General features: G+C 70.0%; 29 protein-coding genes. 20 read left to right on the forward strand and 9 right to left on the reverse strand.

From position 1 onward, the window contains the following. Nucleotides 1-32: 32 nt before the first annotated feature. From HH310_RS40190 to HH310_RS40210, 5 genes are all read left to right on the forward strand, one after another. A complete protein-coding gene (locus HH310_RS40190; RefSeq protein WP_169181021.1) occupies nucleotides 33-383 on the forward strand; it encodes a helix-turn-helix transcriptional regulator in 351 nt (116 codons plus the stop codon). Next, nucleotides 380-1,015, forward strand: coding sequence for an SRPBCC family protein (locus HH310_RS40195; protein ID WP_169181022.1), 636 nt, complete (start codon nucleotides 380-382; stop codon nucleotides 1,013-1,015). The genes HH310_RS40190 and HH310_RS40195 overlap by 4 nt, the downstream gene beginning before the upstream one ends. Before the next feature lie 58 nt (nucleotides 1,016-1,073). Further along, nucleotides 1,074-2,072 carry a TIGR03617 family F420-dependent LLM class oxidoreductase gene (locus HH310_RS40200; protein WP_169181023.1) on the forward strand — a complete coding sequence of 333 codons (999 nt, stop codon included), beginning with the start codon at nucleotides 1,074-1,076 and terminating at the stop codon, nucleotides 2,070-2,072. A gap of 58 nt (nucleotides 2,073-2,130) precedes the next feature. Further along, the gene (locus HH310_RS40205) at nucleotides 2,131-2,889 is read left to right on the forward strand and encodes a CDP-alcohol phosphatidyltransferase family protein (RefSeq protein WP_169181024.1); all 759 of its coding nucleotides are present in this window, start codon (nucleotides 2,131-2,133) and stop codon (nucleotides 2,887-2,889) included. Between the two features lie 1,103 nt (nucleotides 2,890-3,992). Continuing rightward, the gene (locus HH310_RS40210) at nucleotides 3,993-5,024 is read left to right on the forward strand and encodes a sulfotransferase (RefSeq protein WP_169181025.1); all 1,032 of its coding nucleotides are present in this window, start codon (nucleotides 3,993-3,995) and stop codon (nucleotides 5,022-5,024) included. On the opposite strand, the gene HH310_RS40215 is transcribed toward HH310_RS40210, so the two are convergent. After that, entirely contained in the window at nucleotides 4,982-5,362 is a 381-nt protein-coding gene (locus HH310_RS40215; protein WP_169181026.1) for a DUF427 domain-containing protein, read from the reverse strand. The two genes, HH310_RS40210 and HH310_RS40215, sit on opposite strands and share 43 nt — an antisense overlap. An 85-nt stretch (nucleotides 5,363-5,447) precedes the next feature. On the opposite strand from HH310_RS40215, the gene HH310_RS40220 reads away from it, so the two are divergent. Genes HH310_RS40220 through HH310_RS40230 form a run of 3 tightly spaced genes read left to right on the forward strand, consistent with a single transcriptional unit; the run spans nucleotide 5,448 to nucleotide 6,856 of the window. Then, a complete protein-coding gene (locus HH310_RS40220) occupies nucleotides 5,448-5,909 on the forward strand; it encodes an aminoacyl-tRNA deacylase (protein WP_169181027.1) in 462 nt (153 codons plus the stop codon). Nucleotides 5,910-5,918: 9 nt separating this feature from the next. Continuing rightward, nucleotides 5,919-6,269 carry a UBP-type zinc finger domain-containing protein gene (locus HH310_RS45665; RefSeq protein WP_169181028.1) on the forward strand — a complete coding sequence of 117 codons (351 nt, stop codon included), beginning with the start codon at nucleotides 5,919-5,921 and terminating at the stop codon, nucleotides 6,267-6,269. Continuing rightward, the gene (locus tag HH310_RS40230) at nucleotides 6,269-6,856 is read left to right on the forward strand and encodes a YciI family protein (RefSeq protein WP_169181029.1); all 588 of its coding nucleotides are present in this window, start codon (nucleotides 6,269-6,271) and stop codon (nucleotides 6,854-6,856) included. The genes HH310_RS45665 and HH310_RS40230 overlap by 1 nt, the downstream gene beginning before the upstream one ends. Here the strand turns inward: HH310_RS40230 and HH310_RS40235 are convergent. Further along, nucleotides 6,846-7,376: an isochorismatase family protein gene (locus HH310_RS40235; protein ID WP_169181030.1), complete on the reverse strand. Its 531-nt coding sequence runs from the start codon at nucleotides 7,374-7,376 to the stop codon at nucleotides 6,846-6,848. The genes HH310_RS40230 and HH310_RS40235 overlap by 11 nt on opposite strands. 539 nt (nucleotides 7,377-7,915) lie before the next feature. On the opposite strand from HH310_RS40235, the gene HH310_RS40240 reads away from it, so the two are divergent. The 4 genes from HH310_RS40240 (at nucleotide 7,916) to HH310_RS40250 (ending at nucleotide 10,112) form a co-directional block, all read left to right on the forward strand. After that, nucleotides 7,916-8,305 carry a hypothetical protein gene (locus HH310_RS40240; protein WP_169181031.1) on the forward strand — a complete coding sequence of 130 codons (390 nt, stop codon included), beginning with the start codon at nucleotides 7,916-7,918 and terminating at the stop codon, nucleotides 8,303-8,305. Between the two features lie 74 nt (nucleotides 8,306-8,379). Continuing rightward, complete coding sequence (locus HH310_RS40245) at nucleotides 8,380-8,682, forward strand: hypothetical protein (protein WP_169181032.1); 303 nt, start codon at nucleotides 8,380-8,382, stop codon at nucleotides 8,680-8,682. A 90-nt stretch (nucleotides 8,683-8,772) separates the two neighbouring features. Continuing rightward, nucleotides 8,773-8,964 (forward strand): hypothetical protein, encoded by a 192-nt coding sequence (locus HH310_RS43370; RefSeq protein ID WP_211193245.1) that lies wholly within the window; start codon nucleotides 8,773-8,775, stop codon nucleotides 8,962-8,964. After that, complete coding sequence (locus HH310_RS40250; RefSeq protein ID WP_211193246.1) at nucleotides 8,964-10,112, forward strand: MFS transporter; 1,149 nt, start codon at nucleotides 8,964-8,966, stop codon at nucleotides 10,110-10,112. Before HH310_RS43370 ends, HH310_RS40250 begins: the two co-directional genes overlap by 1 nt. Here the strand turns inward: HH310_RS40250 and HH310_RS40255 are convergent. Beyond that, a complete protein-coding gene (locus HH310_RS40255) occupies nucleotides 10,069-10,506 on the reverse strand; it encodes an Ohr family peroxiredoxin (protein ID WP_169181033.1) in 438 nt (145 codons plus the stop codon). The two genes, HH310_RS40250 and HH310_RS40255, sit on opposite strands and share 44 nt — an antisense overlap. After that, on the reverse strand, nucleotides 10,503-10,745 hold the full coding sequence (locus HH310_RS40260; RefSeq protein WP_169181034.1) for a hypothetical protein: 243 nt from the start codon (nucleotides 10,743-10,745) through the stop codon (nucleotides 10,503-10,505). The genes HH310_RS40255 and HH310_RS40260 overlap by 4 nt, the downstream gene beginning before the upstream one ends. Before the next feature lie 85 nt (nucleotides 10,746-10,830). On the opposite strand from HH310_RS40260, the gene HH310_RS40265 reads away from it, so the two are divergent. Beyond that, on the forward strand, nucleotides 10,831-11,586 hold the full coding sequence (locus HH310_RS40265; RefSeq protein ID WP_169181035.1) for a helix-turn-helix transcriptional regulator: 756 nt from the start codon (nucleotides 10,831-10,833) through the stop codon (nucleotides 11,584-11,586). 79 nt (nucleotides 11,587-11,665) lie between these two features. Continuing rightward, the gene (locus tag HH310_RS40270) at nucleotides 11,666-11,971 is read left to right on the forward strand and encodes a hypothetical protein (protein WP_169181036.1); all 306 of its coding nucleotides are present in this window, start codon (nucleotides 11,666-11,668) and stop codon (nucleotides 11,969-11,971) included. A gap of 171 nt (nucleotides 11,972-12,142) precedes the next feature. On the opposite strand, the gene HH310_RS40275 is transcribed toward HH310_RS40270, so the two are convergent. Beyond that, nucleotides 12,143-12,793: a DUF4232 domain-containing protein gene (locus HH310_RS40275; RefSeq protein WP_169181037.1), complete on the reverse strand. Its 651-nt coding sequence runs from the start codon at nucleotides 12,791-12,793 to the stop codon at nucleotides 12,143-12,145. 224 nt (nucleotides 12,794-13,017) lie between these two features. Between HH310_RS40275 and HH310_RS40280 the strand changes: the two genes are divergently transcribed. Beyond that, nucleotides 13,018-13,641: a carboxymuconolactone decarboxylase family protein gene (locus HH310_RS40280; protein ID WP_169181038.1), complete on the forward strand. Its 624-nt coding sequence runs from the start codon at nucleotides 13,018-13,020 to the stop codon at nucleotides 13,639-13,641. Beyond that, nucleotides 13,638-14,036, forward strand: a complete 399-nt coding sequence (locus tag HH310_RS40285) for a VOC family protein (protein WP_169181039.1) — start codon at nucleotides 13,638-13,640, stop codon at nucleotides 14,034-14,036. The genes HH310_RS40280 and HH310_RS40285 overlap by 4 nt, the downstream gene beginning before the upstream one ends. A 20-nt stretch (nucleotides 14,037-14,056) precedes the next feature. On the opposite strand, the gene HH310_RS40290 is transcribed toward HH310_RS40285, so the two are convergent. After that, complete coding sequence (locus HH310_RS40290) at nucleotides 14,057-17,866, reverse strand: phosphodiester glycosidase family protein (RefSeq protein ID WP_169181040.1); 3,810 nt, start codon at nucleotides 17,864-17,866, stop codon at nucleotides 14,057-14,059. Nucleotides 17,867-18,131: 265 nt separating this feature from the next. Between HH310_RS40290 and HH310_RS40295 the strand changes: the two genes are divergently transcribed. Continuing rightward, entirely contained in the window at nucleotides 18,132-18,860 is a 729-nt protein-coding gene (locus HH310_RS40295) for a CPBP family intramembrane glutamic endopeptidase (RefSeq protein WP_169181041.1), read from the forward strand. Between the two features lie 49 nt (nucleotides 18,861-18,909). On the opposite strand, the gene HH310_RS45110 is transcribed toward HH310_RS40295, so the two are convergent. After that, a complete protein-coding gene (locus HH310_RS45110; protein WP_282438663.1) occupies nucleotides 18,910-19,041 on the reverse strand; it encodes a hypothetical protein in 132 nt (43 codons plus the stop codon). Nucleotides 19,042-19,174: 133 nt separating this feature from the next. Here HH310_RS45110 and HH310_RS40300 point away from each other — a divergent pair, with 133 nt between their 5' ends. From HH310_RS40300 to HH310_RS43375, 3 genes are all read left to right on the forward strand, one after another. After that, a complete protein-coding gene (locus HH310_RS40300; protein ID WP_169181042.1) occupies nucleotides 19,175-21,850 on the forward strand; it encodes a LuxR family transcriptional regulator in 2,676 nt (891 codons plus the stop codon). A gap of 98 nt (nucleotides 21,851-21,948) precedes the next feature. After that, on the forward strand, nucleotides 21,949-22,170 hold the full coding sequence (locus HH310_RS40305) for a hypothetical protein (protein WP_169181043.1): 222 nt from the start codon (nucleotides 21,949-21,951) through the stop codon (nucleotides 22,168-22,170). Nucleotides 22,171-22,725: 555 nt separating this feature from the next. Next, the gene (locus HH310_RS43375; protein ID WP_211193248.1) at nucleotides 22,726-22,953 is read left to right on the forward strand and encodes a hypothetical protein; all 228 of its coding nucleotides are present in this window, start codon (nucleotides 22,726-22,728) and stop codon (nucleotides 22,951-22,953) included. Here HH310_RS43375 and HH310_RS40315 read toward each other — a convergent pair. After that, nucleotides 22,923-23,570, reverse strand: coding sequence for a DUF2087 domain-containing protein (locus HH310_RS40315; protein ID WP_169181044.1), 648 nt, complete (start codon nucleotides 23,568-23,570; stop codon nucleotides 22,923-22,925). The two genes, HH310_RS43375 and HH310_RS40315, sit on opposite strands and share 31 nt — an antisense overlap. A 95-nt stretch (nucleotides 23,571-23,665) precedes the next feature. Beyond that, entirely contained in the window at nucleotides 23,666-25,930 is a 2,265-nt protein-coding gene (locus HH310_RS40320; RefSeq protein ID WP_169181045.1) for a glycoside hydrolase family 9 protein, read from the reverse strand. Between the last annotated feature and the right edge of the window lies 1 nt (nucleotide 25,931).

Here is a 25,931-nt window from a genome sequence, read left to right on the forward strand (position 1 = left end):
CTTATATAAGCTAGACCTGATAACGTACGCCCGTGCACGCGTTCGATGTGCTCGGCGACCCGGTTCGCCGGCGGATCCTGGAGCTGCTCGCCGAGGGTGAGCAGACCTCCGGCGCGGTCACCGAGGTCATCCGCGCCGAGTTCGGCATCTCGCAGCCCGCCGTCTCGCAGCATCTGAGGGTGTTGCGGGACAACGGTTTCGCCACGGTGCGCCCGGACGGCGCCCGGCGGCTCTACGCGGTGGACGACACGGCCCTGCGCGAGGCCGACGAGTGGCTGAGCCGGTTCCGGAGGTTCTGGGCGCCCCGGCTGGCCGCGATGGCCACCGAGGTCGCCCGCGGCAAACGACAACGACGACTGGCAGAAGAGGGGAACGACCGATGATCGACGTCCGGCAGCAAGTCAACGACGTACGCCGTACGCTGGGCGACCGCACTTTGGAGGCCGGTGCGGGTCGCGTCTCGACGATCAGCCAGGTGTACGCCACCGGCATCGACGACCTGTGGTCGGTGGTGACCTCGCCGGAGCGGATCGCCCGCTGGTTCCTGCCGGTGAGCGGCGAGCTCAAGGAGGGCGGCAGCTACCAGCTCGAGGGCAACGCGGGCGGCACGATCAGCCGCTGCGACAAGCCGCGCGGCTTCGACGCCAGCTGGGAGTACGGCGGCATGGTCAGCTGGATCGAGGTGCGCCTGTCGCCGTCCGGCGACGGGACGCTGTTCGAGCTGCACCACATCGCCCCGATCCCCGAGGACACCTCGTTCTGGGACCAGTTCGGGCCCGGCGCGACCGGCGTGGGCTGGGACATGGGCCTGATCGGCCTCGCCAGCTACCTGAGCGACCCGGATTCGGTGCCCGACCCGAAGATGATGGCGACCTGGCACGAGACGCCCGAGGGCCAGGAGTTCATCCGGTCCGCGTCCGACCGGTGGGCCGAGGCCGCGATCGCGTACGGCGACGACCCGGAGAAGGCGAAGGCCGCGGCCGCCAACACGTACGGCTTCTACACCGGCACCTAGGCCTGTTAGGCGCCCTCGCGTCCACCGAACTGGTCGATCAGGACTAGGGTTCGGGTCCATGCTGATGGACTTCGCCGCCAGTGTCGCGGCATCTCCGCTGGAGGTCGAGGCCGCCGCGGCGGCCGCCGAGAAGGACGGATACGCGGGGTTCGGCGCGGCCGAGACGAAGCACGACGTCTTCACCGGGCTGACCCTCGCCGCGCGCGCCACCTCGCGGATCACCCTCCAGTCGGCGATCGCGGTGGCGTTCGCGCGCAACCCGGTCAACCTGGCGCACTCCGCCGACGACCTCCAGCTGATCTCGCAGGGCCGCTTCCAGCTGGGTATCGGCTCGCAGGTGAAGGCGCACATCGAGCGCCGGTTCGCGATGCCGTGGGACCGGCCGGCGGCGCGGATGGAGGAGTTCGTCCGGGCGTTGCGCGCGGTCTGGCAGGCGTGGGCGACCGGCGAGCGGCTGAGCTTCCGCGGCGACTTCTACCAGCACACACTCATGACCGAGTTCTTCAGCCCGGGCCCCAACCCGTACGGGAATCCGCCGGTCTTCCTGGCCGCGGTGGGGGAGCGGATGACCGCCGTCGCGGGCCGGGTCGCCGACGGGTTGATCGTGCACCCGCTGACCAGCGCTCGATACGTACGGGAAAAGACCTTGCCGGCCCTGAAGGCCGCCCGCGACAAATCCGATTTGTCGGATTTCACGTTGATGTCCAACGTGCTGGTGGTGCTCGGTGCGGATGAAAAAGAGCGAGCAAAAGCCGAGCAGGCCGTACGCGGGCAGATCGCGTTCTACGCCTCCACGCCGTCCTATCGGCCCGTCCTCGAGCTGCACGGCTGGGGCGAGCTCGCCGACCAGCTCAACGCCCTGTCCCGGCGCCAGGCGTGGGCCGAGATGACCGCGCTGGTCCCGGACGACATGCTCGACACGTTCGCGGTGAGCGGGGACGTCGGCAAGGGCCTCAAGGAGCGGTTCGGCGAGCTCATCGACCGGATCTCGATCTATACGCCGTACGACGTGGACCCGGCCCTGGTCGCCGACGTGCGCCGGGAGATCAGCCAGTAGGCGGTGAAATCTACCGGTTTCATCGCGTAAGGCGGCTTTGCGCGTATTGGATGGCGGCATGTACTCGCTCGCCGAGATCCAGCGACGCACCCGCAAGCCGCTCGACGCGTGGTGGACCGTCCTGCTGGTCGACCCGGTGGCAGGCCGTCTCGTGCGGTTCGCGGCCCGCTACCGGTGGATCACCCCGAACCGCCTGACGGCCCTGGCCGCCGTGGTCGGACTGGGCGCGGCGGCCTGCTTCGCGGGGCAGTCACGGGGCTGGCTCGTGCTCGGGGCGGTGCTGTTCCACCTGGGCTTCGTGGCCGACTGCGTGGCCGGCCGGATCGCCCGGCTGCGGGGCGGGGGCTCGCTGTTCGGGGCGTGGTTCGATTTCATGTTCGACCGCGTACGGGCCGTGCTGTGTGCCCTGGCTCTGATGGGCGGGCAGTACCGGCGTACCGGGGAAACGGTCTTCGTCTGGCTGGCCGCGCTGGTGATCGCGCTGGACCTGCTGCGGTACCTGAACGCCGGCCAGATGTCGCGGATCCGGGCGGTGATGCGCGCGGACCCCGGCTACCCGACAGGCGAGCGTGCCGGGCGCGACCGGGTCACCGCCTGGCTGCGCCGCCGCCGCATCCGGGTGCACCTGGTCAGCGGCGTCGAGTTCGAGATGTTCGTGTTCGTCGTGGCCCCGCTGACCGGCTGGATCGCCGGCGTCACCCTCACGGCCGGGGCGTTGCTGGCCGCTTTCGAGGTACGCCTCGTCGTCCTCCTGTGGCAGGCAACCCGCCGCCACGCGGCGTGGACAGCCGCCCGGCGCCCGCTCGTCGCCCGCTAGCGGAACCAAGGTGCCGGCCGGGCTACCTCGGTCGACATGGCGCTGGTAGGCCGTTCGTGCCCGGGCGGGCGTCCGTTGGCAGGCCGTTCGTGCCCGGGCGTCCGTCCGTTGGTAGGCCCTTCGTGGCCGGGCGCCCGTCCGGGTGGGCGTCCGTCCGGCGCGGGAGCTCCGGCGGCCGCACCGATATATCCGATAAATCCGGATAAAAAATGGTCTCGCTTCCTTGAGTCGCGCCATTAAAGCGGCCGAGGGCGCTCGCATCCGACGGCGGTCTCACGATGCGGTCACCAATCGCCCACATAATGAACCGTCGTCCGAATAGGACGGTTAATTTGCCCCGGATAAGGGGCTTTTGGGAGCGGCGTTGACCGGTTAATTTCGAGACCTTGGAGAGTTGCGCCCATATGTGAGCCATAACTCTCCAAGGTCTCGAAATCCGACCGTGCGAGCCGCCGCCGGAGGCGTAAGCAATCGCTAGGCCTGCGCTGTGGGCAACCAAGCGTCGGCCCGCCAGTAAAACGAATGTTCGTTCGCAGATGAGAACCTAAGCGGACCAGAACCAACTTGACGAGGTCTCGAACTCCGGGGACGCCGATCGCAGGCGGGAGCAATCGGGCGGGCAAGACGACGTTGTTGCGTGCGCTGGCCGGCGCTGGTCCGGCAGCGTTTCCCGGAGCTGAGCCCCGCGATCGGTCGTTGGGCCCGCATTGCGGGCATTGCGGGCATTGCGGGCGTTGTCCGCGTTGCCTGCATTGCTGGCTTTGCGGGCTTTGCGGGCATTGCGGGCATTGCGGGCATTGTCCACGTTGCCTGCGTTGCCTGCGTTGCCTGCGTTGCCCGCGTTGCCTGCGCTGCCCCGCACCCCAGCGCCGCCTCGGCCGTAAAACGAACATTCGTTCGCGGACCGGGGCGGCCTCGTGGCGTTGGTGAAGCTGCCCGGCCCGCTGCCAGCCGGCTGGGGCGTAATCCCGCGGCCGGCCGGCTCTGGTTGTCGCTCGGTAACGGGAGCACCCGCAACCCACGAAGATCGGCCTCGTTCACCCCTTGCGCATGGTATGACCAGATTTAAGGCGAAATAGTGGGACCAGTGGGGTGGGTGTTCGGTGTCCAGCGATAGACCGATCTTCGTGGTGGGGTGCCCGCGCTCCGGCACCACCATGGTCCAGCTCATGCTGCACGCCCACGCCCGGATCGCGATCCCGCCGGAGAGCCGCTTCCTGCTCACCGCGTACGCCCGGCGCCACACCTGGGGCGACCTCCGGGACGAGAGCCGCCGGAGGGCGCTGGCCGACTGGATCGTGGCCACGCCCAGCTTCGGCGACCTCGGGCTGGACCCGGGGCGTACGGCCGAAAGCATCGTCGCCGCCCCGCCCACGCTCGGCTCGGCGGTCGGCACCGTCTTCCGGCTCTACGCGCAGCGCTTCGGCAAGCCACGCTGGGGTGACAAACGCCCCGCCTACCTGCGGCACCTCCCGGAGGTCCTGCGGCTGTTCCCGGACGCGCAGATCATCAACATCGTCCGGGACGGCCGGGACTGCGTCGCGTCGCTCAAGGAGGCGCCGTGGCGGCCCCGGGAGTTCGGCGAGCTCGTCGACTTCTGGGCGCGCTCGGCGGACGCCACGCTGCGCGCCCGCCGCATCTACCCGCCCGACGTCTACCACCAGATCCGGTACGAGGATCTGGTCGCCGACCCGGAACGGCACCTGCGCGTGCTGTGCGAGTTCCTCGGCGAGGACTACGACCCGGCGATGGCCGAACCGTCTCGGCAGGCCGCGGTGGCCGTGCCGGAGTACAAGACCTGGCACACCCGTACGCATCAGGCCGTCACGACCGAGCGGGTGCGCAGCTGGCAGGAGCGGCTCACGGCCGAGGAGATCGCCGTCTGCGAGTCGGTGTTCGGGGCACGCCTCGAACGGTTCGGCTACGAGCGGTCGGCCGCCGCCAAGCCGGACCGGGTCGCGCACGCATGGCTCGCCGCCCGCGACCGGCTCGGTCCGGTGCGCCGGCTCGCGGGGGACGTCATCGCGACCGTGCGCACCGGAAACCGCGTACCGGAAATGGCGGCTCGCCTGACCACCGGGCAGCGCGAGAGTCAGTCCTCGCGGATCTCGATGGAGTCGACCCGGTCGGGGTAGAACGCGACGTGGTCCTTGATCTCGGTGACCGCCTCGCGGGGCTCCCGGTACTCCCAGACCGCGTCGACCGCCTTGGTGCCGTCCACGTCGATCGAGTAGTAGCTGGCGTCGCCCTTGTACGCGCAGTACGTCTCGGTGTCGGTGCGCACGAGCACGTCGGCGTCCACGTCCGCGAGCGGCACGTACTGCACCGCCGGGTACGTCGACTCCTGCAGCGTCAGCGAGTTACGGCTGTCCGCGACGACCTTCCCGGCGAGCGTGACTAACACGCGGCCCTTGGTCGGGGTGATCGTGATGGGATGATCCGGGCCGGGGAACAGACGGGGCCTGTTGGCCATGGCGACTCCTTGACTGGTGAAAGGTCCTCCGAGTGGCTACAAGTCACACGGCGTCGCGATATTCCTGCCCGCTATGTTTGGTCCCATGCCCGCTCCCGCAGAATCCGCCGCCGCCGCGCTCGGCGTCACCTACGAAGTGACCCACCACGGCCGGGTCAACAGTGTCGCCGAGGCCGCCGAGGCCCAGGGCGTCGAGATCCGCGATCTGGTCAAAACCTTGGTCGTACGCCGCGGCGATGACGACTACGTGCTCGTGCTCGTGCCCGGCGACCGGCAGATCTCGTGGCCCAAGCTGCGCGCCCTGCTCGGGGTGAACAGGTTGTCGATGCCGGACGCGGCCACCGCCAAGGACGCCACCGGCTACGAGCGCGGCACGATCACCCCGTACGGCTCGAAAAAGCCCTGGCCGTTGATCGCCGACGATCTCACCCGGGGCCGGACGATCAATCTCGGGGCCGGCGAGCACGGCACCGGCCTGCGGGTTTCCGCCGACGAGACGGTAAAAGTGCTGAACGGCCAATTCGCTGACGTCACCGAACCTGCCTAGACTCGGGCCGTGACGAGCGAAGATCCCATTCAGCCCCACATCCCTCCGTCCGGTACCGGCTGCGCCGAGTGCCTCGGTGACGGCGGATGGTGGTTCCACCTGCGCCGATGTGCTCAATGCGGGCATATCGGCTGTTGTGACAGTTCGCCGGCGCAGCACGCGACGGCCCACTGGCGCGCGACCGGCCACCCGATCATCCAGTCGTTCGAGCCGGGCGAGGACTGGTACTGGAATTTCGACACCGAGGAGGGCCTCACCGGGCCCGAGCTGGCGCCGGCCACCAGTCACCCGGACACTCAGCCGGCGCCCGGCCCGGCCGGCCTGGTGCCGGAGGACTGGCGCAAGAAACTGAACCGCTGATGCCCGAGCCCCGAGCCGTCCCCGGTGGACGGCTCGACCGGCGTGCCTTCTTCGTGTACGGCCGCGACCACCCCGGCTCGTTCGAGCTGAAGATGAGCCTGAACGAGGAGCATTGGTCGTTCATGGACCGCTACGGGGACCGGCTGATCGCGCGCGGGCCCACGGTGACCGAGGACGGCGAGTCCTCGACCGGCAGCCTGCACATCGTCGCGCTGGCGTCGGTCACGGAGGCGCGCGAGTTCGCCTTCGACGAGCCGTACTTCCGGGCCGGCGTCTTCGAGTCCGTGCTTTTGTGCGGATTTGTCGACCAGCTGGGCCGCACGATGTGGGAGTTCCAGGACGCCGTCCCGGGGCTGGACAGGTTCCTGGTGATCTCCCCGGGCGCCGCGACGAGCCCCAAACACCTGATCGCGTACGGGGATCTGCTGTCGCTCGACACGTCCGCCCCGCTGGGCCGCGCCGCCGTGCTGGAGGCCTCCTCACCCGACGACGCGGCCCGCGCGTTGCCGGCCCCGGACGGCGCCCGGGTCGAGGTCCATCACTGGCGCTTCGGCGGCCGCCCCGGGGTCGCGTCTCTCAGGGACTGAGCCGGTCGAGCACCTCGCCGGCGGTGACGACCTCGCCGAACCGTGGCAGCACCACCGTCAGCGCGTGGTCATGCTCGGCCGCCGTCGTGCCGCTCATCGCATCGGCCGCGAAGACGACCTCGAACCCGTGATCAGCGGCGGCGCGCGCGGTCGACTCGACCCCCATCGTCGTGGCGATGCCGGTCATGACCACGGTTGTCACGCCCCGGTCGCGCAGCTGGCCGGCCAGGCCGGTGCCGTAGAACGCGCCGATCGTCTGCTTCACCACGGTGATGTCGCCGGGCTGCGGTTGCATCTCCGGGACGAACCCGCTGCCCGGCGGCTGCTCGGCGACGCCCGGCCGCTCCACCCGGACCAGCACGACGGTTCCGCCCGCCCGGCGGAACGCCGTCACCAGGCGGCCGGCCCGGGCGACCACGTCGGCGCCCTTGTGGGGACCCAGGTCCAGCTCGACGATGCGTGGCATCAGGTCCACCACGATCAGCGCGGTGCGTCCGGCGAGCAGAAGGGGTGCGGGCACCGCGAGACCCTAACAGCTGACGACGCCGCCCGCGGGCACCGTCGGAGCGTTGCTGCTGGCGCGGGCGTTGCTGGACGAGCCGCGTCGGCTGATCGCAGCGCGGGCACGACTCGCTGTGCAGCAGCCGCTGGCCCCGGCCAGTAAACGGACGTCTGCCGCCCACGGGTCCCATGATGTGGAACGTGGGGTTCGTTGGATGGAACCGGCGGCCACATCGCGGGCCCCGGGTCCACGAGGTGGGATCCAGGTCCACCGTGGATTCCTATTCCTCCGTTTCTGTGGCTTTTATTCGGCTGCTCTCGCTCAAGTTTCGTAGACCTTGGATACTTCGGGTTCGCATGTGGGCGTAACTCTCCAAGGTCGCGCGCAATCCCAGAATGTGGACTGGATACCCGTACCGTGGGACCGCGTGAGGAGGCGGGCGTTACGCGGCTCGTTGGTCATCCCGCCGGGCGAAGCCGGGCCTGTCCGATCGCTGGCAGCGCGCCCGTGCTCGATGTGGTGCACTTCCCCCGGGCGAATCGAAGGGGGGCCGGGTCATGGGCAGGCTGTTCGTGGAAGCACAAGGCACCGCGGCGACCGGCGCGGCCCGCGGCGCCCAGGACATCGACCTGGCCACGCCGGGTAACAGCCGCCGGCTCCCGCTGGTCGTGTCCGTGTCGGACGACGGCGGCTTGCCGGTCGGCGGCCTGACCGCGTCCGACTTCGTGATTGTGGCGAGATTGGTGGCGCCGTTCGGATCCGAGGTCGCGATCGAGCAACCGAACGGCGTCAGCGGCGGGGCCGACGGCTTCTACCACGTCGACCTCGTCCCGGCGAGCTTCCAGGGCACCCAGCACACCTGGGTCGCCGGGCGGTACATCTTCAGCATCGCGGTCACCTCGGGCGGCGACCGTGGCCAGACCGTCTGCGCGGTGCTGGTGGACTGACGCCTGTCACTCTTCGTCATGAATTCCGGCCGATCCGACCGGGCAAAACCGCCGCAACCGGTAGATTCTGTCGCATGTCCGTAGTCATGATTCTGCGCGTCCAGGCCGACGCGAACGCCCTGGAGCAGTTCGGCAAGAACAACGCCGACCTCCTGACCGGCATCGCCGACGCGGGGCGGGCGGCCGGCGCCACCCGGCACCTGTTCGCGGCCGGGGACGGCGAGGTCCTCGTGATCGACGAGTGGCCCGACGAGGCGACGTTCCGTGGCTTCTTCGACAACCAGCCCGACATCCCGCGGGTCATGCAGGCGGCCGGGGCCAAGGGCGGGCCGCAGATCTCCATCTACCGCAAGCTGGACATGCCCGACGAGTTCTGAGCGCCCCGCAGCAGGTCGAGCACCTGCCCGCCATTATCGAGCGTCGGCTATCTGACTCCGTCGCGGGCGCCCCGGCCATAGCGTCGCGGCATGACGGAGCCAGGGCGGCGCCGGCGGCTGCTCGTGCTCACCCTCTGCTGCAGCAGCATGGTCGTCGTCGTCATGGACGCCTCGATCGTCAACGTCGCGCTCCCCGCGATCGGAGGGGACCTGCGCACCCCGGTGTCCGGCCTGCAATGGACCGTCGACGCGTACACGCTGGTCCTGGGAAGTTTCTGGTGATGGCCGGGTCGTTCGCGGACCGGTTCGGGCGGCGGCGGGCGTTCCGGCTGGGGCTGGTCGTGTTCGGGCTCGGGTCGCTGGCCTGCAGCCTGGCCCCGGGGATCGGCTGGCTGATCGCCGCGCGGGCGCTGCAGGCGGCGGGTGGCACGATGCTCAACCCGGTGGCCATGGCGATCATCGTCACCACCTTCACGGACCACGCCGAGCGGATGCGTGCTATCGGCGTCTTCAGCGGCGTGTCCGGTCTCGCGCTCGCGGTGGGTCCGATCGTCGGCGGGGCTCTGGTCGACGGGTTCGGGTGGCGTTCGGTCTTCACGGTCAATCTTCCGATCGTCGCCGCGGCGCTCGTGGGCACGGCGCTGTTCGTGCCGGAGTCGCGCGCCGCCCGGCCGCGCCGGTTCGACCCGGTGGGGCAGGCCCTGGTGTGCCTGGTGCTCGGCGGGACCGCGTACGGGATCATCGAAACCGGCGCACTGAGCTGGACCACACCCGTCGTCGGCGGCGCGCTGCTGTGCCTCGTGCGCTACGAGTCGCGTCGCGCCGAACCGTTGCTGGATCCGCGGCTGTTCCGGAATCCGCCGTTCAGCGCGGCGATCGGCACGGCCGTGCTTTCGCTGTGCGGCTTCGGCGCGTTCCTCTTCGTGTCCACCCTATATCTGCAGGAGGTGCGCGGGCTGCCGCCGCTGCGTGCCGGCCTGTGCCTGCTTCCGGTGGGAGTGTTGATCGCGCTGCTGTCCCCGATCTCCGGCCGGCTGGTGGCCGGACGCGGTCCCCGCCCGCCGCTCCTGATCTCCGGTGCGGCGCTGACGATGGCCGGCGCCGCGTCGCTCGGGCTCGGACCGGACACCCCGCTGGCCGTCGTGCTCGCCGCGTTCCTCCTTTTCGGAGTGTCCCAGGGCATTGTCAACCCGCCGGTCAACAACGCGGCGGTCGCCGGGATGCCGATCGCGATGGCCGGGGTGGCCGCCTCGCTCGCCACGACCGGCCGCCAGGTCGGCATCACGCTGGGCGTCGCGATCTCCGGAGCGCTCGCCGGCCCGGACCTGATCGACGTGGGGTGGCTGGCGGTCGCGCTCGGCCTCGGCGTGTGCGCGCTGACGGCCCTCAGTCCGGCAGCGGTACACCATTCGCTATCAGAGAAACATTGATATTTCCCCGTACGGCGTCGGCATACGGACACCATTCATGAGCTTCCCGTACGAGTTCGGCAGCCTGCGCCGCGTCCCCGATCGACGGCATCCGGATGTCGAGCACGACCGCGAGCCTCGTGCGCCCGTTCTCCCGCCGCAGCAGCGACACCCGCGAGTCGATCTCCGTGCCCGAGGCGTCCAAGCGCCGGCGTTTCCCGACCATCTCCAGCACGGTCTCGAAACACGCCGCGAACCCGACCGCGAACAGTTGCTCGGGATTGGTGCCGTCGCCCTGGCCGCCCATCTCCTTCGGCAGGCGCAGGCGTACGTCGAGCCTGCCGTCGTTTGTGACTCCGCGACCGCCCGCCCGGGCGCCGGCAACCCGCGCCTCCGCCGTGTAGAGAACCTTCACGCGATGCTCCTTATCAGTTCGAGTTGCTGGTATTGGGTCCGCAGATCGAGCGCGGCGATCCGGCAGACCAGATGCCGCGCGCCACCGTCGACGTAGGGCCGCAGCCGTTCGCGCACCTCGCTCACCGAGCCGGCGACCACCACCTGGACGGTCCGCAACGCTTCCAGCGGGTCGGTGCCCGGGCCCCACTGCGCCTTGCCGGTCGGGAGGAGCACGCCGAGGCGTACGTCGTCGTCCATGCCGTTGATCGTGGGTTGGCGAATTACCAGCGGCAATTCCCGCCGGGGAATGGACCGCAGCCGCGTGCATGGATACAACTGGGCGGTGACCTTCTCCGAGGCGCTGCGCGAACGCCGGACCCGCCGCCAGCTCAGCCAGCTCGACCTGGCGTTGCGCGCGGGGACCACGCAACGGCACATCAGCTTCATGGAGACCGGGCGTTCGGTGCCGGGCCGCGGCATGGTGGTGCGGCTGGCCGAGTCGCTGGAGCTGCCGTTGCGCGAGCGAAACCATCTCCTGTACGCCGCCGGATACGCCCCGGTGTATCCGCAGACGCCGCTCGACGACCCGGCGCTGGCACCGGTGCGGGGCGCGCTGCGGCACATCCTCGCCGGGCACCTGCCGTACCCCGCCGTCATCGTCGACCGGTACGGCGACCTGGTCGCGGCGAACTCGGCGCTCGAGCTGCTCACCGGCGCCCGGCCGGACAATGTGAACGCCTACCGCCTGGCCCTGCACCCCGACGGGATGGCACCGCGGATCCTCAACTTCGGCGAGTGGGCGCAGCACATTCTCGAACGGCTACGGCAGGAGATGGCCCGCAACCCCGACGAGCGGCTGGCCGCATTGCTCGCCGAGCTTGAGTCGTACGCCCCGCCGGCCGCCGTGTCCGCCGACCATCTCGGGTTCGCGGTGCCGTTGCGGCTGCGCACGGAAGCCGGCACGCTGCGGCTGATCACGACCGTGACGACGTTCGCCACCGCCTTGGACGTCACGCTGGCCGAGCTGAAGCTGGAAGCGTTCCTGCCGGCCGACGAGGAGACGGCCGCGACGTTGCGCGCGCGGGCTTCGCACCAATAGGTGATCTTCGGCGTGCTCAGATGGCTTTTCCGCAATGGACTCGCCACAATTCTGGAGCAATCGCCTGAAAGGAAACCTTGTGCGTCGTCCGGTCATCTTTGCCGCAGGTCTATTCCTCGCCGTCGGTGCGAGTTTCGCCGTCGCCGCCGCCGCGTACGCCTCCGAGTCCGACGGGTGGTGGGATCAGAACGACGTGGTCCGCTCCGACTCGAACGGCGTCTACCAGATCGTGAATCGAAACGTGAGCGGCTCGGACGCGTACACCCGGAGCTACAGCGAGGTGCACGGCCTGCTCGACGTCGTTCTCGGCTACCCCGAGCCGGACGGCGAACCGACCGGACAGCCGACCGGGACGAACACGGCGACGGCGTCGTTCACCGATTAGCCACCGGGCACGCCGCGCGCCGTTGGCTGGGGCGGGGGTGGCCGTCGAGCGGCGGGTCGGCCGCGCCGGAGGGACGTAGAGTTCCGGGCGGCCGCGCCGCCGCTCGACGGCCGCGTACAGCTAACCGCAAAGCCGCGCGACCAGCCTCACCCATGTTGGGCCAGCTTCCCCCTACCAGGCGACGACGCCCTGACGGCTCGGCTGGAGCGTGCCGATCCGCAGCGACTTCATCGTGATGTCGCTGGCCTCGCCGGGCGGGAAAGCGGAGAGCTTCGCGAACGAGCCGTCCGTGGCGGCGTCGAGGTTGAACCGCAGGCTGTTGCCGGCCGGGCAGCTCGCGTCGCCCTTGTCGCACGTGGTCCACTTGATGCCCTCGAACGCGCTGGTGCCGGGGCGCAGCGTGATCCGGACGGCCTTGCCGGGCTCGTTGACGTTGCTGGTCGTCACGTCCACGGTGTCGCCGGCCGCGTTCGCGAGCGAGATCGCGGCGCGGCCGTTGACCGCGCAGTTGTTCTTCGACTTGTTGGTCAGCTGGACCAGGGCGACCTGGGTGCTGCCCTTGCTCAGGTCGGGCTGCAACGTGATCGTGGCGGAGGTGTCGGCGGTACGGCAGGCCCGCGCGACGGACTGATGCGTGGCCGGCTCCGACGACGGCTTGAAGGTACGCGGCGGATCGCTCGGGAAGACCGGAACCGGCGGCGAACTGGGCGCCGCCGCCGGGGTGGCGGCGCCGACTCCTCCGTCTCCGCAGGCGGCCAGGGCGAGCGAGAAGGCCACGCCGAGCGCGCCGAGAAGTAGCAGACGGAGGGAACGGTGGGTCATCAGGTCACTCCTAGTAATGGCCAAGATCCGACCTATATCCTCCAGGCTCGAACGACCGGATGGGAAGCAGCCAGCAACGGGATCAACATCACTCACTGTGATGGACGTGACGATGGCGGCGGGCGACGACGAAGGCGCCCGGGCGCGGCTTGACCCGGACCCCGGGGTGCGGGATTCTGCAATCGATTGCGGTTGCGATCAAGGGTGATACCGGAGGAGTGGTGATGGCGGACAAGCAACGCATCAGCTACGTGCCGATGGAAGCGATGGACCAGCGCATGCAAGCCGAGATGCATCGATGCGCACGGGAAGGCACGCCCAGGCCGGAGAGCTCCGCCGTCCGCGCGCACGCGCCCAACGCCTTCTGGGCCTTCGCCGACTCCTGGCAGGCGATCTTCCACAGCGGGGTGTGCGATCACGCGGTCAAGGAGTTGTGCCGGGTGTACATCTCCCGCACGGTCACCTGCGAATTCTGCGGCAACCAGCGATCGGCAAAAGCCGGCCTGCGGGAACAGAAGTACGACGATCTGCTGAACTTCGAGAAGTCGGACAAGTACGACGACCGGCAGAAAGCGGCCCTCGGGTACGCCAAGGCCATCGCCTGGGGCCTGGACATGGACGACGAGGCCTGGGACACGCTGCACCGCCACTTCACCGAACCGGAGCTGGTCGAGCTCGGCTGCTTCATCGCCCTCACGTTCGGGCAGCAGAGCTGGATCAGGCTGCTCGGCATCGACCACCACCAGTATTTGGCGGGTACGGACGCTTCGATGGCCCCCGGGTTCGAGGACGCCGAGACCGCGGCGAAGACGAGGGCGGACGACGCGTACTGGGCGCACGGCCGATGAGTGTTCGCCAGCTGCGACTGGTCGTGGAGGCCGAGGACTTCGACGAGGCGGTGACGTTCTTCCGGGACGTCCTGGGCCTGCCCGTGGAGGGTGCCTTCGACACCGGCGACGACGCGAAGGTCGTCATCCTGGATGCCGGTCGCGCCACCCTGGAGATCGCCAACCCGGCCCAGAAACGGCTCATCGACGAGGTGGAGGTCGGCCGCCAGGTGGCCCGCAAATTCCGGGTCGCCTTGGAGGTGGACGACGCGGTGAGGCGTACCCGGGAAGCAGTTGCCGGAGGCGCGACCGAACTGGCGCCGCCGACCCGGACCCCGTGGAACTCGCTCAACGCGCGCCTCGAGGCCCCGGCCGGACTGCAGATAACGCTGTTCGAGGAAGGCCGGGAGCCGTAAAGCTCCCGGCCCACACCCGACTACTCCGCCAGCGGCCAGGGGCCCCAGGGGAACTTCGTGCTCGACGCGGTCAGCGCCACCGACTCGTGCCGGGCCGCGGTGTTCGTCTGGAACACCAGCGACGCCGCGAAGGTGACGTCCGGCTGCGCCGGGGTGAAGCGCACCGACACCGTGCAGGTGCCGCCCGGCGCGACCGTGTGCTCCTCGCACTTGTCGCGCTCGACCCGGAAGGGGGTACGACCCACCGCCTGCACGGCCACCGACGAGATCTTCAGCGGCTGGTCGCCGGTGTTCTTCACCGTCACGTCACGGACCTGGCCGGGGATGCCGACCGGCTGGGCCGTGAACACCGGCGTCGTCGCGGCGAACACCGGACCGACCGGCACCGGCTTGAGCACCTGGATCGTCTTCGACGTGGTGATCGGGGCGAGCGACGCCGCGTCGGTGTACGCCCGCATCGAGTCGTTGGTCACCGACACCGTCACCGACCCGGGCCGCAGCGCGGTCAGCTCGCGCGTCGCCGGGTCGAGGATCGCCGTCTTGCCGCTCTTGCGGGCCGCGGCGAGAGCCGGCGAGCCGCTGCCGATCGCCAGATTCGGCGAGCCGGTCCAGTGCACCGTCATCGGGTACCGCAGCGGCACCACCCGGGTACCGACGCCGACCCCCTCGGGCTGCACGATGCTGCCGCTCAGCGTCGCCGACGTCCCCTGGTCCAGGGTGGCCGGCGTGTTCAGCGTGATCGACTGCGCGAAGGCCCGCACGTCGGCCTCCACCCACTGCTGGGACGCGGACTTCGACCTGTCGACCGACCAGTCGATGTAGCCGGTGAAGCCGCCGCGGTCCGGCGTGCCGTACGGGTCCTTGCCCGACGACGGGTGCACCACGTACGGGACTCCCTCGACCCGCTCCACGTTCGCGATCTGAGCGTGCGAGCCCATCATGATCGCGCCCTTGCCGGTCTGGTTCCGGAAGTCGGTCAGCAGCTTCTCGATCAGCGCCACCTCGGTACGGTCGCCGAGCTGGCTGGACTTCGCCGCGTCCGGGTCGTCCACCGGGTGGTGGGCGGCGACCACGACGTTGTCGATCGACTTGTCCTTCTTGGCGTCCTCGAGGGCCTTCTGGAACATCGGCCACTGGTCCCAGGCCGAGCCGCGCAGCGTGCCCAGCGAGCTGGCCAGCAGGATGAACCGGGTGCCCTTGTGGTCGAACGTGCGGTACGGCTGACCGAACTCCTTGGTGAAGTTGGTCAGGTCCTGCTGGACGTTGTTCAGCCCGTACGACTCGTGGTTGCCCGGCACGTAGTAGCAGGGCACCTGAGCGGACTTCGGGTCCGGCGTGCTGTTGGCGGGCGGTTCCTGGCCGACCGGGATCAGGTCACAGCCCGCGTCGGTGAGCACCTGCCGGGCCAGCGACAGGTCCTGCGGCAGACCCCGGTCGGTGATGTCGCCGTTGAGCAGGATCAGGTCCGGGTGGTTCTGCCGGATCCGCTGGATCTCGGCGGTCGCGACCTGGGTCAGCGCCGGGTTGTCGGCGGTGAACTGAACGTCCGACATGGACGCGAAGTCCCAGGTGTTCTTGCCCTGCAGCAGCGAGCCGTCGGTCGAGACCAGCGGGTCGGCCTTGAGGTCCGGCTGCGCCGGCAGGTCGATCGAGGTCGGGACGTCGGCCTCGACGCGGTTCAGGATGAACGTGCCGGCCTTCTGCTGCGCGGTCGCGGTGTTGATGCCCTGGAAGCTCGCGATCGAGATCGGGAACGCCGTGTTCGCGGGCAGCGTGAACGTGGCGTCCTGCCAGTCGTCGCTGGCCACCAGCGCCGTGCCGTACACGCCGGACGCCTTGCCGGTCCCGTCGTAGTAGCCCAGGTAGGTCAGGCCGCTCGGCACCGCGATGCTCGACTTCATGTGGACCCGCACGCGCAGCGGCTGGCCCGGCACCGCGATCCGGCCGGCCGCCGAGGTCGCCGTGATGCCGACGTTCCGCATCGCCGGGAAGTCGATCTTCAGACCGTCGGGGTCGGACGAGAACGTGGTCGCCGCCGTGCTGTTGTTGCGCCAGTGCGCCAGCACGTCGTCGTTGAACGTGTACGGGGTCAGCGTCTGCACGCCGATCGTGATCGGCAGCTGCACCGACTTACCCCCGACCGAGATGGTCAGGATCGTGCCGGCCGCCTTCAAGGGCACAATCTTCAAGTTCCCGTTGTACGCCTGAACGTCCGCCACGGTGTGGTCGTAGTCCAGCTTCAGGTCCGCCGGGTCGATCGGTGCCGTGTAACCCTGCCCGTCGCGGCCGGTGACCGTGACCGTGGCCGCCTGCTCCGGCGTCGCGTCCGCGATGGACAGCCGGTTCGTCGACAGCTCCACGTTGTTCAGGTCGCCGAGCACGTCCACGGTGGTCGACGCGCTCACGTGGCCTGCCGACGCGGTGACCTTGACCGTGTCGTCCGGCTTCGACGACGCCTGCACCACGCCGGACTTGACCGAGCCGCCCTTGGCGTCCCAGCGCACCGACTTCGGGTCCACCGTCACCGGGGTCTGGTGGTTGTCGACACCGGAAGCCCGCAGCGGCCGGTGCAGCCCCGGGAACACCTTCACGTCGTCGGCCGGGGTGATCACCAGCTGGTGCAGCTTCTTGTCGCCCGGCGCCACGAACACGCCGACCCCGTTCGGGTCGCTGCGCTCCTGACCGTCGGACGGCACGTTGCGTACCGTCGCGTCGTCGGCGCCGAGCGCCCGGGCCACCATCGTGGTGGAGCCGCCGCCGTCCAGGTTGACCGCGGTGTCGACACCCATGGCGGCGAGGTCGGCCGCTTCCTTGGTGATGCCGACGCCGCCCTTACCGGTGCCGCCCGGGCCGTCCCAGGTGGCCAGCACAAGCGTACGGCCGCCGTCCTTGAAGCCCAGTGCCGTGCGCGGCGCGATGGACGGGTCCAGGCCGGGTACGACCTTGCCGCCGGAGACGATCGTGCCGCCGTTGCCGAGCGCGAACTTCATCGACTTCGCGGCGTTGTTCGACAGGTCGTAGGTCAGCGCGACCGGGTCGCCCACGGTCAGCGAGCGCAGCGCGGTCGCCGCCGCGTCGCGTCCGACCAGGTAGAAGCTGCCCTGCGGGATCGCGCCGTCGCCGGCCGGACCGGCCGGGGTGACCGAGGCGACCTTGCCGCCGGTGACGAGCACCTCGGCGATGGTGCTGTTGTCGACGCCGGTGAACGCGCGGTTGCGGCTGTAGGTACCCCAGTCCGGCGTGTACGCCACCAGGCCGTCGGCCGGCACGCCGCCGCCGTTCGCCGCGTTGATCGTCAGGACCTTGTGGTCGGCGCCCGCGAACGTCGCCTTCGCGTCGACCGCGAGGTCCACGAGCTGCGCGATGCCGTCCTTGCTGACCCCGACGTGCTGGCGTCCGCCGTTGTCGGCCGTCTTCAGCAACTTGCCGTTCTGGATCTCACCGCCCAGCGCCGCGTTGCTGTTGCCGATGTCGAAGAACTCGCCGTTCGTCGCGGCCACCGCGCCGGCCTTGTTCGCCGCCGCGCTCAGCGGGCCGCCCGAGGCGACCGCGCCGGAGGTCAGCAGGTCGGTGCTCACCGCGCCGTTCTTCAGATCGACGGTGAGGTATTGCGCGTCGTACCAACCGCCCGCGTCGAGCGCGTTCACGTGCCGCAGATCGATTCCCGGACCGATCTTCTCGTCGCTGTCGATCAGCGGAATACCACCGGTGACCGGCGCCTGCGGTGCGGCGGGCGACGCCATCGCGGGGGACGCCAGCAGCGTCACGGCCGTGGCGGCCACGCCCAGCAACGGCACGATGCGCCGTGGCTTCAAGGCTTTCGATCTCATTTAGTTCCTTCGATTGAGCAAGGACCGGCTGCCCCTCCGGCCCGTCAGCGCATCGAAGTTACGGATCTTGCCCGAATCGGATGATGAATCCGTAAGGCGAGTCCGTATATGCAAAGTTAAATTGCGTGTACGCGTGCCGATCGAATTATGGAAATGCGGCTAACAGTTCTCGCGGCGGCCGATCGGGTGACAGTCGTCTAATCGGCGGGTGAAATGTCCGCCCGGTGCCGGTTGGCGCCGCGCGGTCCGGGTACCTTCGCCGACGATGCCTGCTTCCGCCGCCCTGCCACGCCGTCGTCTGGGGCTGATCCTCGGCGCCGTCGTGCTGATCCTCGCCGTGGTCAACGTGGCCGACAAGTACGGGCCGCACGGCACCGGGCTGGTGGCCGGCCCGCTGGTCGCGCTCGGCCTCGTGCTGGTCGCCCGGCGAGCGGGGCTGAGCTGGCACGACCTCGGCCTGTCCCGGCGCACGCTGCTGCCCGGCCTCAAGTACGCGGTCGGTGCGGTGCTCGCGGTCGGCCTGGTGTACGGGATCGGCGCCGCCCTGCCAATGACCCGGGTCGCCTTCCACGACGTTCGTTACCACCTGCACCCGGGTGCCGCGCTGCTGACCGCGTTCATCGTGGTGCCGCTCGGGACGGTGCTGCTCGAGGAGATCGCCTTCCGCGGGGTGCTGCTCGGGCTGGTCCGCCGGCATCGCGGCGCGGCCTGGGCGAGCATCACGTCGTCGGTGCTGTTCGGGCTGTGGCACATCCTGCCGTCACTGCGCCTCGGGCACGCCAACCAGGCGGTGGGGGAGACGCTGGGCGTGGGCACGCTCGGCCGGATCCTCACCGTGGCCGGCGTCGTCGGCTTCACGGCGCTGGCCGGTCTGCTGCTGTGCGAGATGCGCCGGCGTAGTGGCAGCCTGCTGGCCGCGGCCGCCCTGCACTGGGCCACCAACGGCCTGGGCGTGCTGCTGACCGCGGCCCTGGCGACGACCCGGCTCGTGTAAGGGCGCCCCCGCGGCTCTCGCCGGCCGCGCGTGCCTCGGACCGAACGCCTCAGCTGTCCTCGTCGTCGCCCGATTCGTTCGTCGCGGGCTTGCTCGACGTGCCGAACACGAGCGCCCACACGATGCCCACCGTCGCGAGCGGGATCCCCGCGAACAGCAGCGCTCCCTGAAGATCATTCACCGCGACGACGCTACTCGGCGGCCCGCCGCGGCAGCCCGCGCCGTCGCCGGGTGTGACCTGCGAGTCTATCGGCCGGTATTTGCCTTAGCGGCGGCGGGACGGCAGGATCGGCCCTCAGGGAGGGGGTCGCACGATGACCACACCCAGGATCGTTGGCCGGGCAGCCGAGTTACGAATAATGCACAGCTTCGTGGAGGTCGCGGAGCGCGACGGCGGCTGCCTGCTGGTGGTCGGCGAGGCGGGCATCGGCAAGAGCCTCCTCCTCGAGGACGCGGCCGCCACGGCCACCGCGAACGGGGACCGATTACTCCGGGCGGCCGGCACCGAGTTCGAGGCGGACATCTCCTTCGCCGCACTCAACCAGTTACTGCTCCCCGCCGTACGGGAATCGGCCTTGATCGAAGGTCCGCAGACCGAGCCCCTCAGGATCGCTCTCGGTCTGGCCGCCGGGCCCGCGCCGAGCTATCTGAGCGTGTCGAACGCGGTGCTGGCCGTGCTGCACGAGCTGGCCGGACGCCGCCCGGTGCTGATCATCGTCGACGACGTCCCGGACCTGGACCGGTCCAGCGCTGTCGTCCTCGGCCTGGTCGCCCGCCGCCTGACCGGCCTGCGCGTGGGCCTGCTGATGGGCCAGCGCACCGGCGACAGCGGCTTCTTCGAGAACGCCGGGATGCCCGAGATGGTGCTCGCCCCGCTCGACGATCCGGCGAGCGCCGACCTCCTCATGCACGCGCATCCCGATCTCGACCCGCGCACCCGCAACCGCGTCCTCGCCGAGGCGCAGGGCAATCCGCTGGCGCTCATCGAACTGCCCGCCGACGGTTACGCGAACGACGGCGAAATGCCGATGTCCCGCCGCCTGCAAGACCTTTTTGCTTCCCGCGTACGCCGGTTGCCCGAACCCACCCGAGCCCTGCTGCTCCTGGCCGCCCTGTCCGGCCCCGCCGACGTGCGCACGGTGGCCGGCTCGTCCGACGCTGTCGAGCACCTGGACGCCGCGCTGCAGGAAGGGATCATCGACGTGGACCGGGCCGGCCACGTCCGCTTCCGGCACCCGCTGAGCCGCTTCGCCGTGATCGAGCTCGCCACCCCGGCCGAACGCATGGACGCGCACCGCCAGCTGGCCGGCCGCTCACCCGACCCGGTCCGCCGCGCCTGGCACCTGGCCGAGTCGACCTTGCGGCCGGACGAGGAGGTCGCGGCGACCCTGGAACGCGCCGCCCACATCGTGCGCCGGCGCGGCGACGCGGTGGCCAGCGTCGAGTCGCTGACCCGGGCGGCCGAGCTGAGCACCGACCGCGAGGCGCGCGCCCGCCGGCTCGCCGACGCCGCCACCATCGGCGCCGAGCTGACCGGCGCCCTGGGCAGCGCCGAGGAACTGCTGGACGCCGCGAACCGTGCGGCGCCCGGTTCGCTCGAACTCTCCGTCGCCGCCGCGTCGGTGCTGCTCAACCGCGACTGCGCGGTGGACACCGCGCACCGGTTGCTCACCCTCGCGCTGGACGGCGACGGCCCGGTGGAGCACCGCAGCGTGTGCGACGCGCTGCACCTGCTGCTGATGGTCTGCTGGTTCGGCGGACGGGCCGCGCTGTGGGAACCGTTCCACGCCGCGATGGACCGCCTCGACGGCGACGTGCCGGCCACGCTGCGGATCTCCGGCGCCACCTTCTCCGACCCGGTCCGCCTGGCCCGGCCGGTGCTGCCGCTGCTCGAGGCCGAGACGCACACGCTGGTACGCACGTACGACCCCCTGCAGATCATCCGGCTCGGCGTCGCCGCGGTCTATGTGGACCGCATCGACGACTGCCGCGACGCCCTGTGGCGGGTGGTCGAGGACGGCCGCCGCGGCGGGGCGGTGTCCGCGGCCCTGAACGCGATGATCACGCTGAGCGTCGACGGGTGGATGCGCGGCCGCTGGGACGAGGCGCAGCGCCTGGTCGCCGAGGGCCTCATCCTCTGCGAGAAACACGGCTACCAGCGCTACTCGATCATCCTCGGCGGATACATCGGCACGCTGATCCGCGCGGCCCGCGGCGGCGCGGGCGCGGACGAGGCCGCCGACGAGATGGACCGCTGGGCCACCGCACGCGGCGTGAACATGGCCCGCGCCTTCGCCCACCACGTCCACTCGATCGCCGCGCAGGCCCGCGGCGACTTCTCCACCGCCTACGAGCACGCGGTAGCGGTCAGCCCCGCCGGCGTCCTGGCCCCGCACATGCCACACGCGCTGTGGCTGGTCCTGGACGTGGTCGAATCGGCCGTACGCTCCGGGCGCCGCCCCCAGGCGCAGGCGCACGCCCGGGTGATGCGCGAGTCCGGCATTCGCGACCTGTCCCCGCGGCTGGCCATGCTCGTCCCCGCCGCCGAGGCCCTGGTCAGCGACGACCTGGCGCTGTTCGAGCAGGCGGTGACCACACCCGGCGCGTCGCAGTTCCCGTTCGAGCTGGCCCGGGTGCGGCTCTGCTACGGCGAGGCGTTACGGCGCGCCCGCCAGCTGGTCGCCGCCCGCCGCCAGTTGGCCGCCGCCGTGGAGCTCTTCGAAAACCTGGGCGCCGCCCCGTGGGCCCGGCGGGCGTTCGCCGAGCTGCGCGCGACCGGCCAGCCGCACGCGGCCCCGGAGCGGCTGACCGGCCAGGAGACCGCGATAGCCCACCTGGCCGCCGCCGGCATGACCAACAAGGACATAGCCGTACGTTTGGGCATCGCCCCCGCCACGGTCGCCGCCAACCTGTACCGCATCTTCCCGAAGCTGGGCATCTCCAGCCGGGCCGCGCTGCGGGACGCCCTCTCCGCCCGCGACCACACCTGACCCCGCCAGGCCCCGGACCGGCCCGGGTTCGCTTCCGTTCCTCATCCCGTCACGCGTGTGTCGCGCCGCCGCGGTCGACCGTCTGCAAGACTTGTCAAGTGATTCGGCTCGTGGCGGCGAACCCCGACACCGTCCTGGACGAACTGCAAGCAACGCGGATCAAGTTCTGGCTACTGGAGTTTCTCCCGACCCCCAAGTGTCAGGTAAATCGTGGCCCGAACATCGAAATCGTCGTGGATGATCGTGACCCCGACGACCTGGTTCCGGTCATCCGCCACAAGCTCGAGGACATAATCGGCTGCTCGCTCGCCAACGCCTGAGATCGACCCGTCCTAAGTCGAGTTAGTGGCCGTAGGCGAGTCAGCGATCTGATCGCCGTCCGTCCGCCACCCCCGCCACTCCTCTCGCATATCCGACATTTTATGATATTTATCGGATCGGCTGGGCTGCTGGACGGGCGGGCTCGGCGCGCGGCTGCGCGGCGCTTCCATTCCGTGAGACGGCTGACCGCCTGCTGAGACCCGCGCCCGCATCATGGACCCACCGTCCGCGATGTGGGACTAGCGTCCATTGTAGAGAGTATCTTTGTCACGTAACGAGGCTTTCGCCCGGCGGGTTTTTCCGGCCGAATGTAAACCTTGGAGAGTTATGGCTCGTATGTGGGCGCAACTCTCCAAGGTTCACAAAAGTCCACGATGTGACCGCGGTGTCCACATAGCGGGACCGCCCGGCCCCCTCACGGCCGTCGCGCGCGTCCTCGCTCTGATCGGCATCACCGGGTCGGGCTGTTCGTCTTCGCACCAACCTTCTTCCCGTACGCCTTCGCAGGCACCCTGCTCTGGGGACTGGGGGCGGCACTCGGCTTCCTGGTCGGCATGAGCGCCGCCGGCGACGACCCGAGCCGCGCCGCCGCCCGCGTGAGCGTCATCGCCTCGATCGGCTACAGCGCGACGCTCGCCGGACCACCCGCCGTCGGCGTCGTCGGCAGCAGGTTCACCGTGCTGGGCGCGCTTTTCGTCGTCGCCGGCCTCCTCGCCGTGGCGATTCTCGTCGCCGGCACGGTCACCACCACTCAGCTTTCCAGCTTGCGGCCGGCGCCGTAGGTGGTTCCGGCGCGGTCGCTTTCCGGCTTGCGGCCGGCGCCGTAGGTGGTTCCGGCGCGGTCGCTTTCCAGTTTGCGGCCGGGGCCGTAGGTGGTTCCGGCGCGGTCGCGTTCCAGCCACCCGGTGTCCACCAGCATGCGGCGCACGCCCGCCACGTCGTCGGTCACCCTGGCCAGGCGTCTGTTCAGCTCGTCCTCGTCGCAGAGGCCGTCCAGGGCGAGGAACCGCACGATCAGCTCGCCGGTCTGCTCGGAGCGCTCGCTCAGCGTTGGCGGCAGCGACGTCAGGCGGCCGTGCGCGAAATAGCCCTTGAGCTGCGGATACGACGCCAGCAGCGGGCTGAGGGGCTGCATCTTGTCGACCGCGGCGGCAGCCTCGCGCAGCACCCCGGCGTTCGCCCGGTAGACCCCGTTGCCGGTTCCCGTGGCCAGCCCGGCCCCGACCAGCCGCGCCAGAAGTTCGCCGGACTTCTGCACCGGCACGTCCAGGGTGTAGGCGAGCTCGGCGATGGTCGCGCCCTCGGCGCCCCGCCGCACCAGCTCGGCGAACGCCGCGAGGCGTTGCGGGGCGGACAACTGGCTGAGCATCTCGGCGGCGCGCGCGGCATCAGCGGACATGCCGCCACCGTAGAGACGCCCGGCCCGGTCGCGCATCCCATTTCGCGACCGGGCCGGGCCTTGCCGGCGGCGTGGCACCGCCGGCAACAGGAAAGCTACGCGAGATCGACCACGTACGCGCTGACCCGCGCCAGCGCGGCGTTCCAGTTGATCGTTTCCTCGTTGGTGGACCAGGACTGGATGTCGTCGATGTAGCAGAACTGGGCCACGCAACCGGTCAGCTTCGACTGGGCGTACGGGTCCTGAATGGAGGAATTGGGACCGCCCGCGAGCGTGCCCACCGGCGGGTTGGGCAGCGCCGGGTCGAGCTGGTGGGCATACCACCGGCTGTGCTGGTTCTGCGAGCTCACCGTCCCGTACCCGGTCACGTACGACATGTTCAGAGCGTTGCGCCCCAGCACGTAGTCGACGCCGGTGAGCAAGCCGTCCCGGAACCGGCGGTCGCCGGTCAAGCGGTAGCCGGCCCCGACGACCACGAGGTTGTTGAGCAGGATGCTGTTCGAGCCCCAGTCCCACATGTTGTTCGCGGGGGCGTAGGCGACGCCGTACGGATGCGCGCGCTGGATCGCCAGGTAACGCGAAGCCGCATCGACGACCGACTTCTTCACCGATGCCAGCCCGGGCAGCTTGTTGGGCAGCAAAGCGAGGTCGAGACGCCCGGCTGCGGCGGTCGCGGCCCAGTCGAAGCCGACGCCGGGGGCGAACACGTCCGCCTTGTGCAACGGCGAGGCGATCACGTCGCGCGCATACCGCGAGGCGCCGGTGGTGATGAACAACTCCGCCGCCGCCCAATAGAACTCGTCGGTCACGTTCGCGTCGTTGTAAGCACCGCCGCCGATCCCGTCCGACTCCGGAGCGTAAAGCGCCGGATGGGCAAGTGCCGCATCGTAAGCGGTCTTCGCGGCACGCAGCGCACGCGCGGCGAACGCCGGGTCGTACGCCTTGTAGACCCGGGCCGCCTGCGCGGCGACGGCGGCCAGGTTCAGCGTGGCGGCCGTCGAGACCGGGTGCAGCTCACGCGGCTGCGGATCTAAATGGGGCAGCAGCGGAAGCCCGGTCCAGGCCGCGTCGTGGATCTTGTGGTGCACCAGGCCGGAGGGTGCCTGCATGCTCAGCAGGAAGTCCAGCTCCCAACGGGCCTCGTCGAGAATGTCCGGCACCCGGTCGCCGCTCGTCGGAATGGTCAGCGAGACCTTGCGGACGCCCGGCGACTGCTCGTATTCACTGAGCAGCTCCCAGGTCGAGATGCCGCCGTTCACCACGTACTTTCCGTGGTCGCCCGCGTCGTACCAGCCGCCACGGACGTCCAGCCGGTAGTCGCATACGCCGGGCTGGCACGGCACGTTCCCGTCGCCCTGGTTGGGCGCCACGTCGACATGGCCGGCCGGCCGGGCGTACCCGGGACGCAGTGAATTAAGAATTTCGATTCCGCTTCGCTGCGTGTAGTAGAACTTCAACGAATCCGAGCGCAATTTCTGGTACGCCGTGACGCCGATATCGAACGGCCGCGAGGTCTCGCCGTCGGCCCGTAACGTGAACCCGGTGCCGGCCACACGGTATCCGCTGAAATCAATGGTCTGCACGTTCTGGGCGGACGAGACGTCGACCCCGCGCGGCGTGCTGAAGCCGTGCGCCACGGTCTTGCCGGTGCGCGACAGGAGCTGCCACGGCAACCGTGTGGTGGAAGAAGTGACGAGCGTGGCCACCTTGGGACCATTCGGCACGTACGCGACCTGATTGACTCGCACCCGCGGCCCGGTGTCCGGCACGTACACCTCGGGCGGCACTCCGCCGACGAGCGACACGTTGTCCACGCAGAAGTGCCACGGATCGGGGCTGCCGCCGACCTGGAAGGCGACCTGCCCGGCCGCCGTACTGGTCGAGGCGGTGAACGTGTACGAGTAATGCTGCAGGTCACCGAGGGTGGGTGACTGCTCGAAGTAGGTGTCGTAGGGCGACACCGCGAGCCCGGTGATCGCCCGCACGACATGCCCGGGGTCGCCGGACGCGTCGAAGGAGAACCGGTAGCTCTCGCCCGCGACCAGGTCGATGTCGTTCTGTCCGATCGCGACGTCCCAGCGGTTGGTGGTGCCGCCGGGCACGTCCACGCAGGCCCGGCCGTCGGTGAGCGTCATCGGCATGCCGGCCGTGGACCAGAAGGGATCGGTGGTGCCGTCGAAGCCGCCGTTGGTGACCTGCTCGACCTCGTCGGCCAGAGAAGCCGACGCCGACGAGGCCGACGCCGACGAGGCCGACGCCGACGAGGCCGACGCCGACGAAGCCGGCGCCGCGGCCACTGCGCTGAGCAGAGCCGCGACACCGGCAACCGTGATGATTCGGGAGCGCTCCCATAGAGGCATG

The sequence above is a fragment of the Actinoplanes sp. TBRC 11911 genome, from assembly GCF_012933445.1.
Taxonomy (GTDB): Bacteria; Actinomycetota; Actinomycetes; order Mycobacteriales; family Micromonosporaceae; genus Actinoplanes.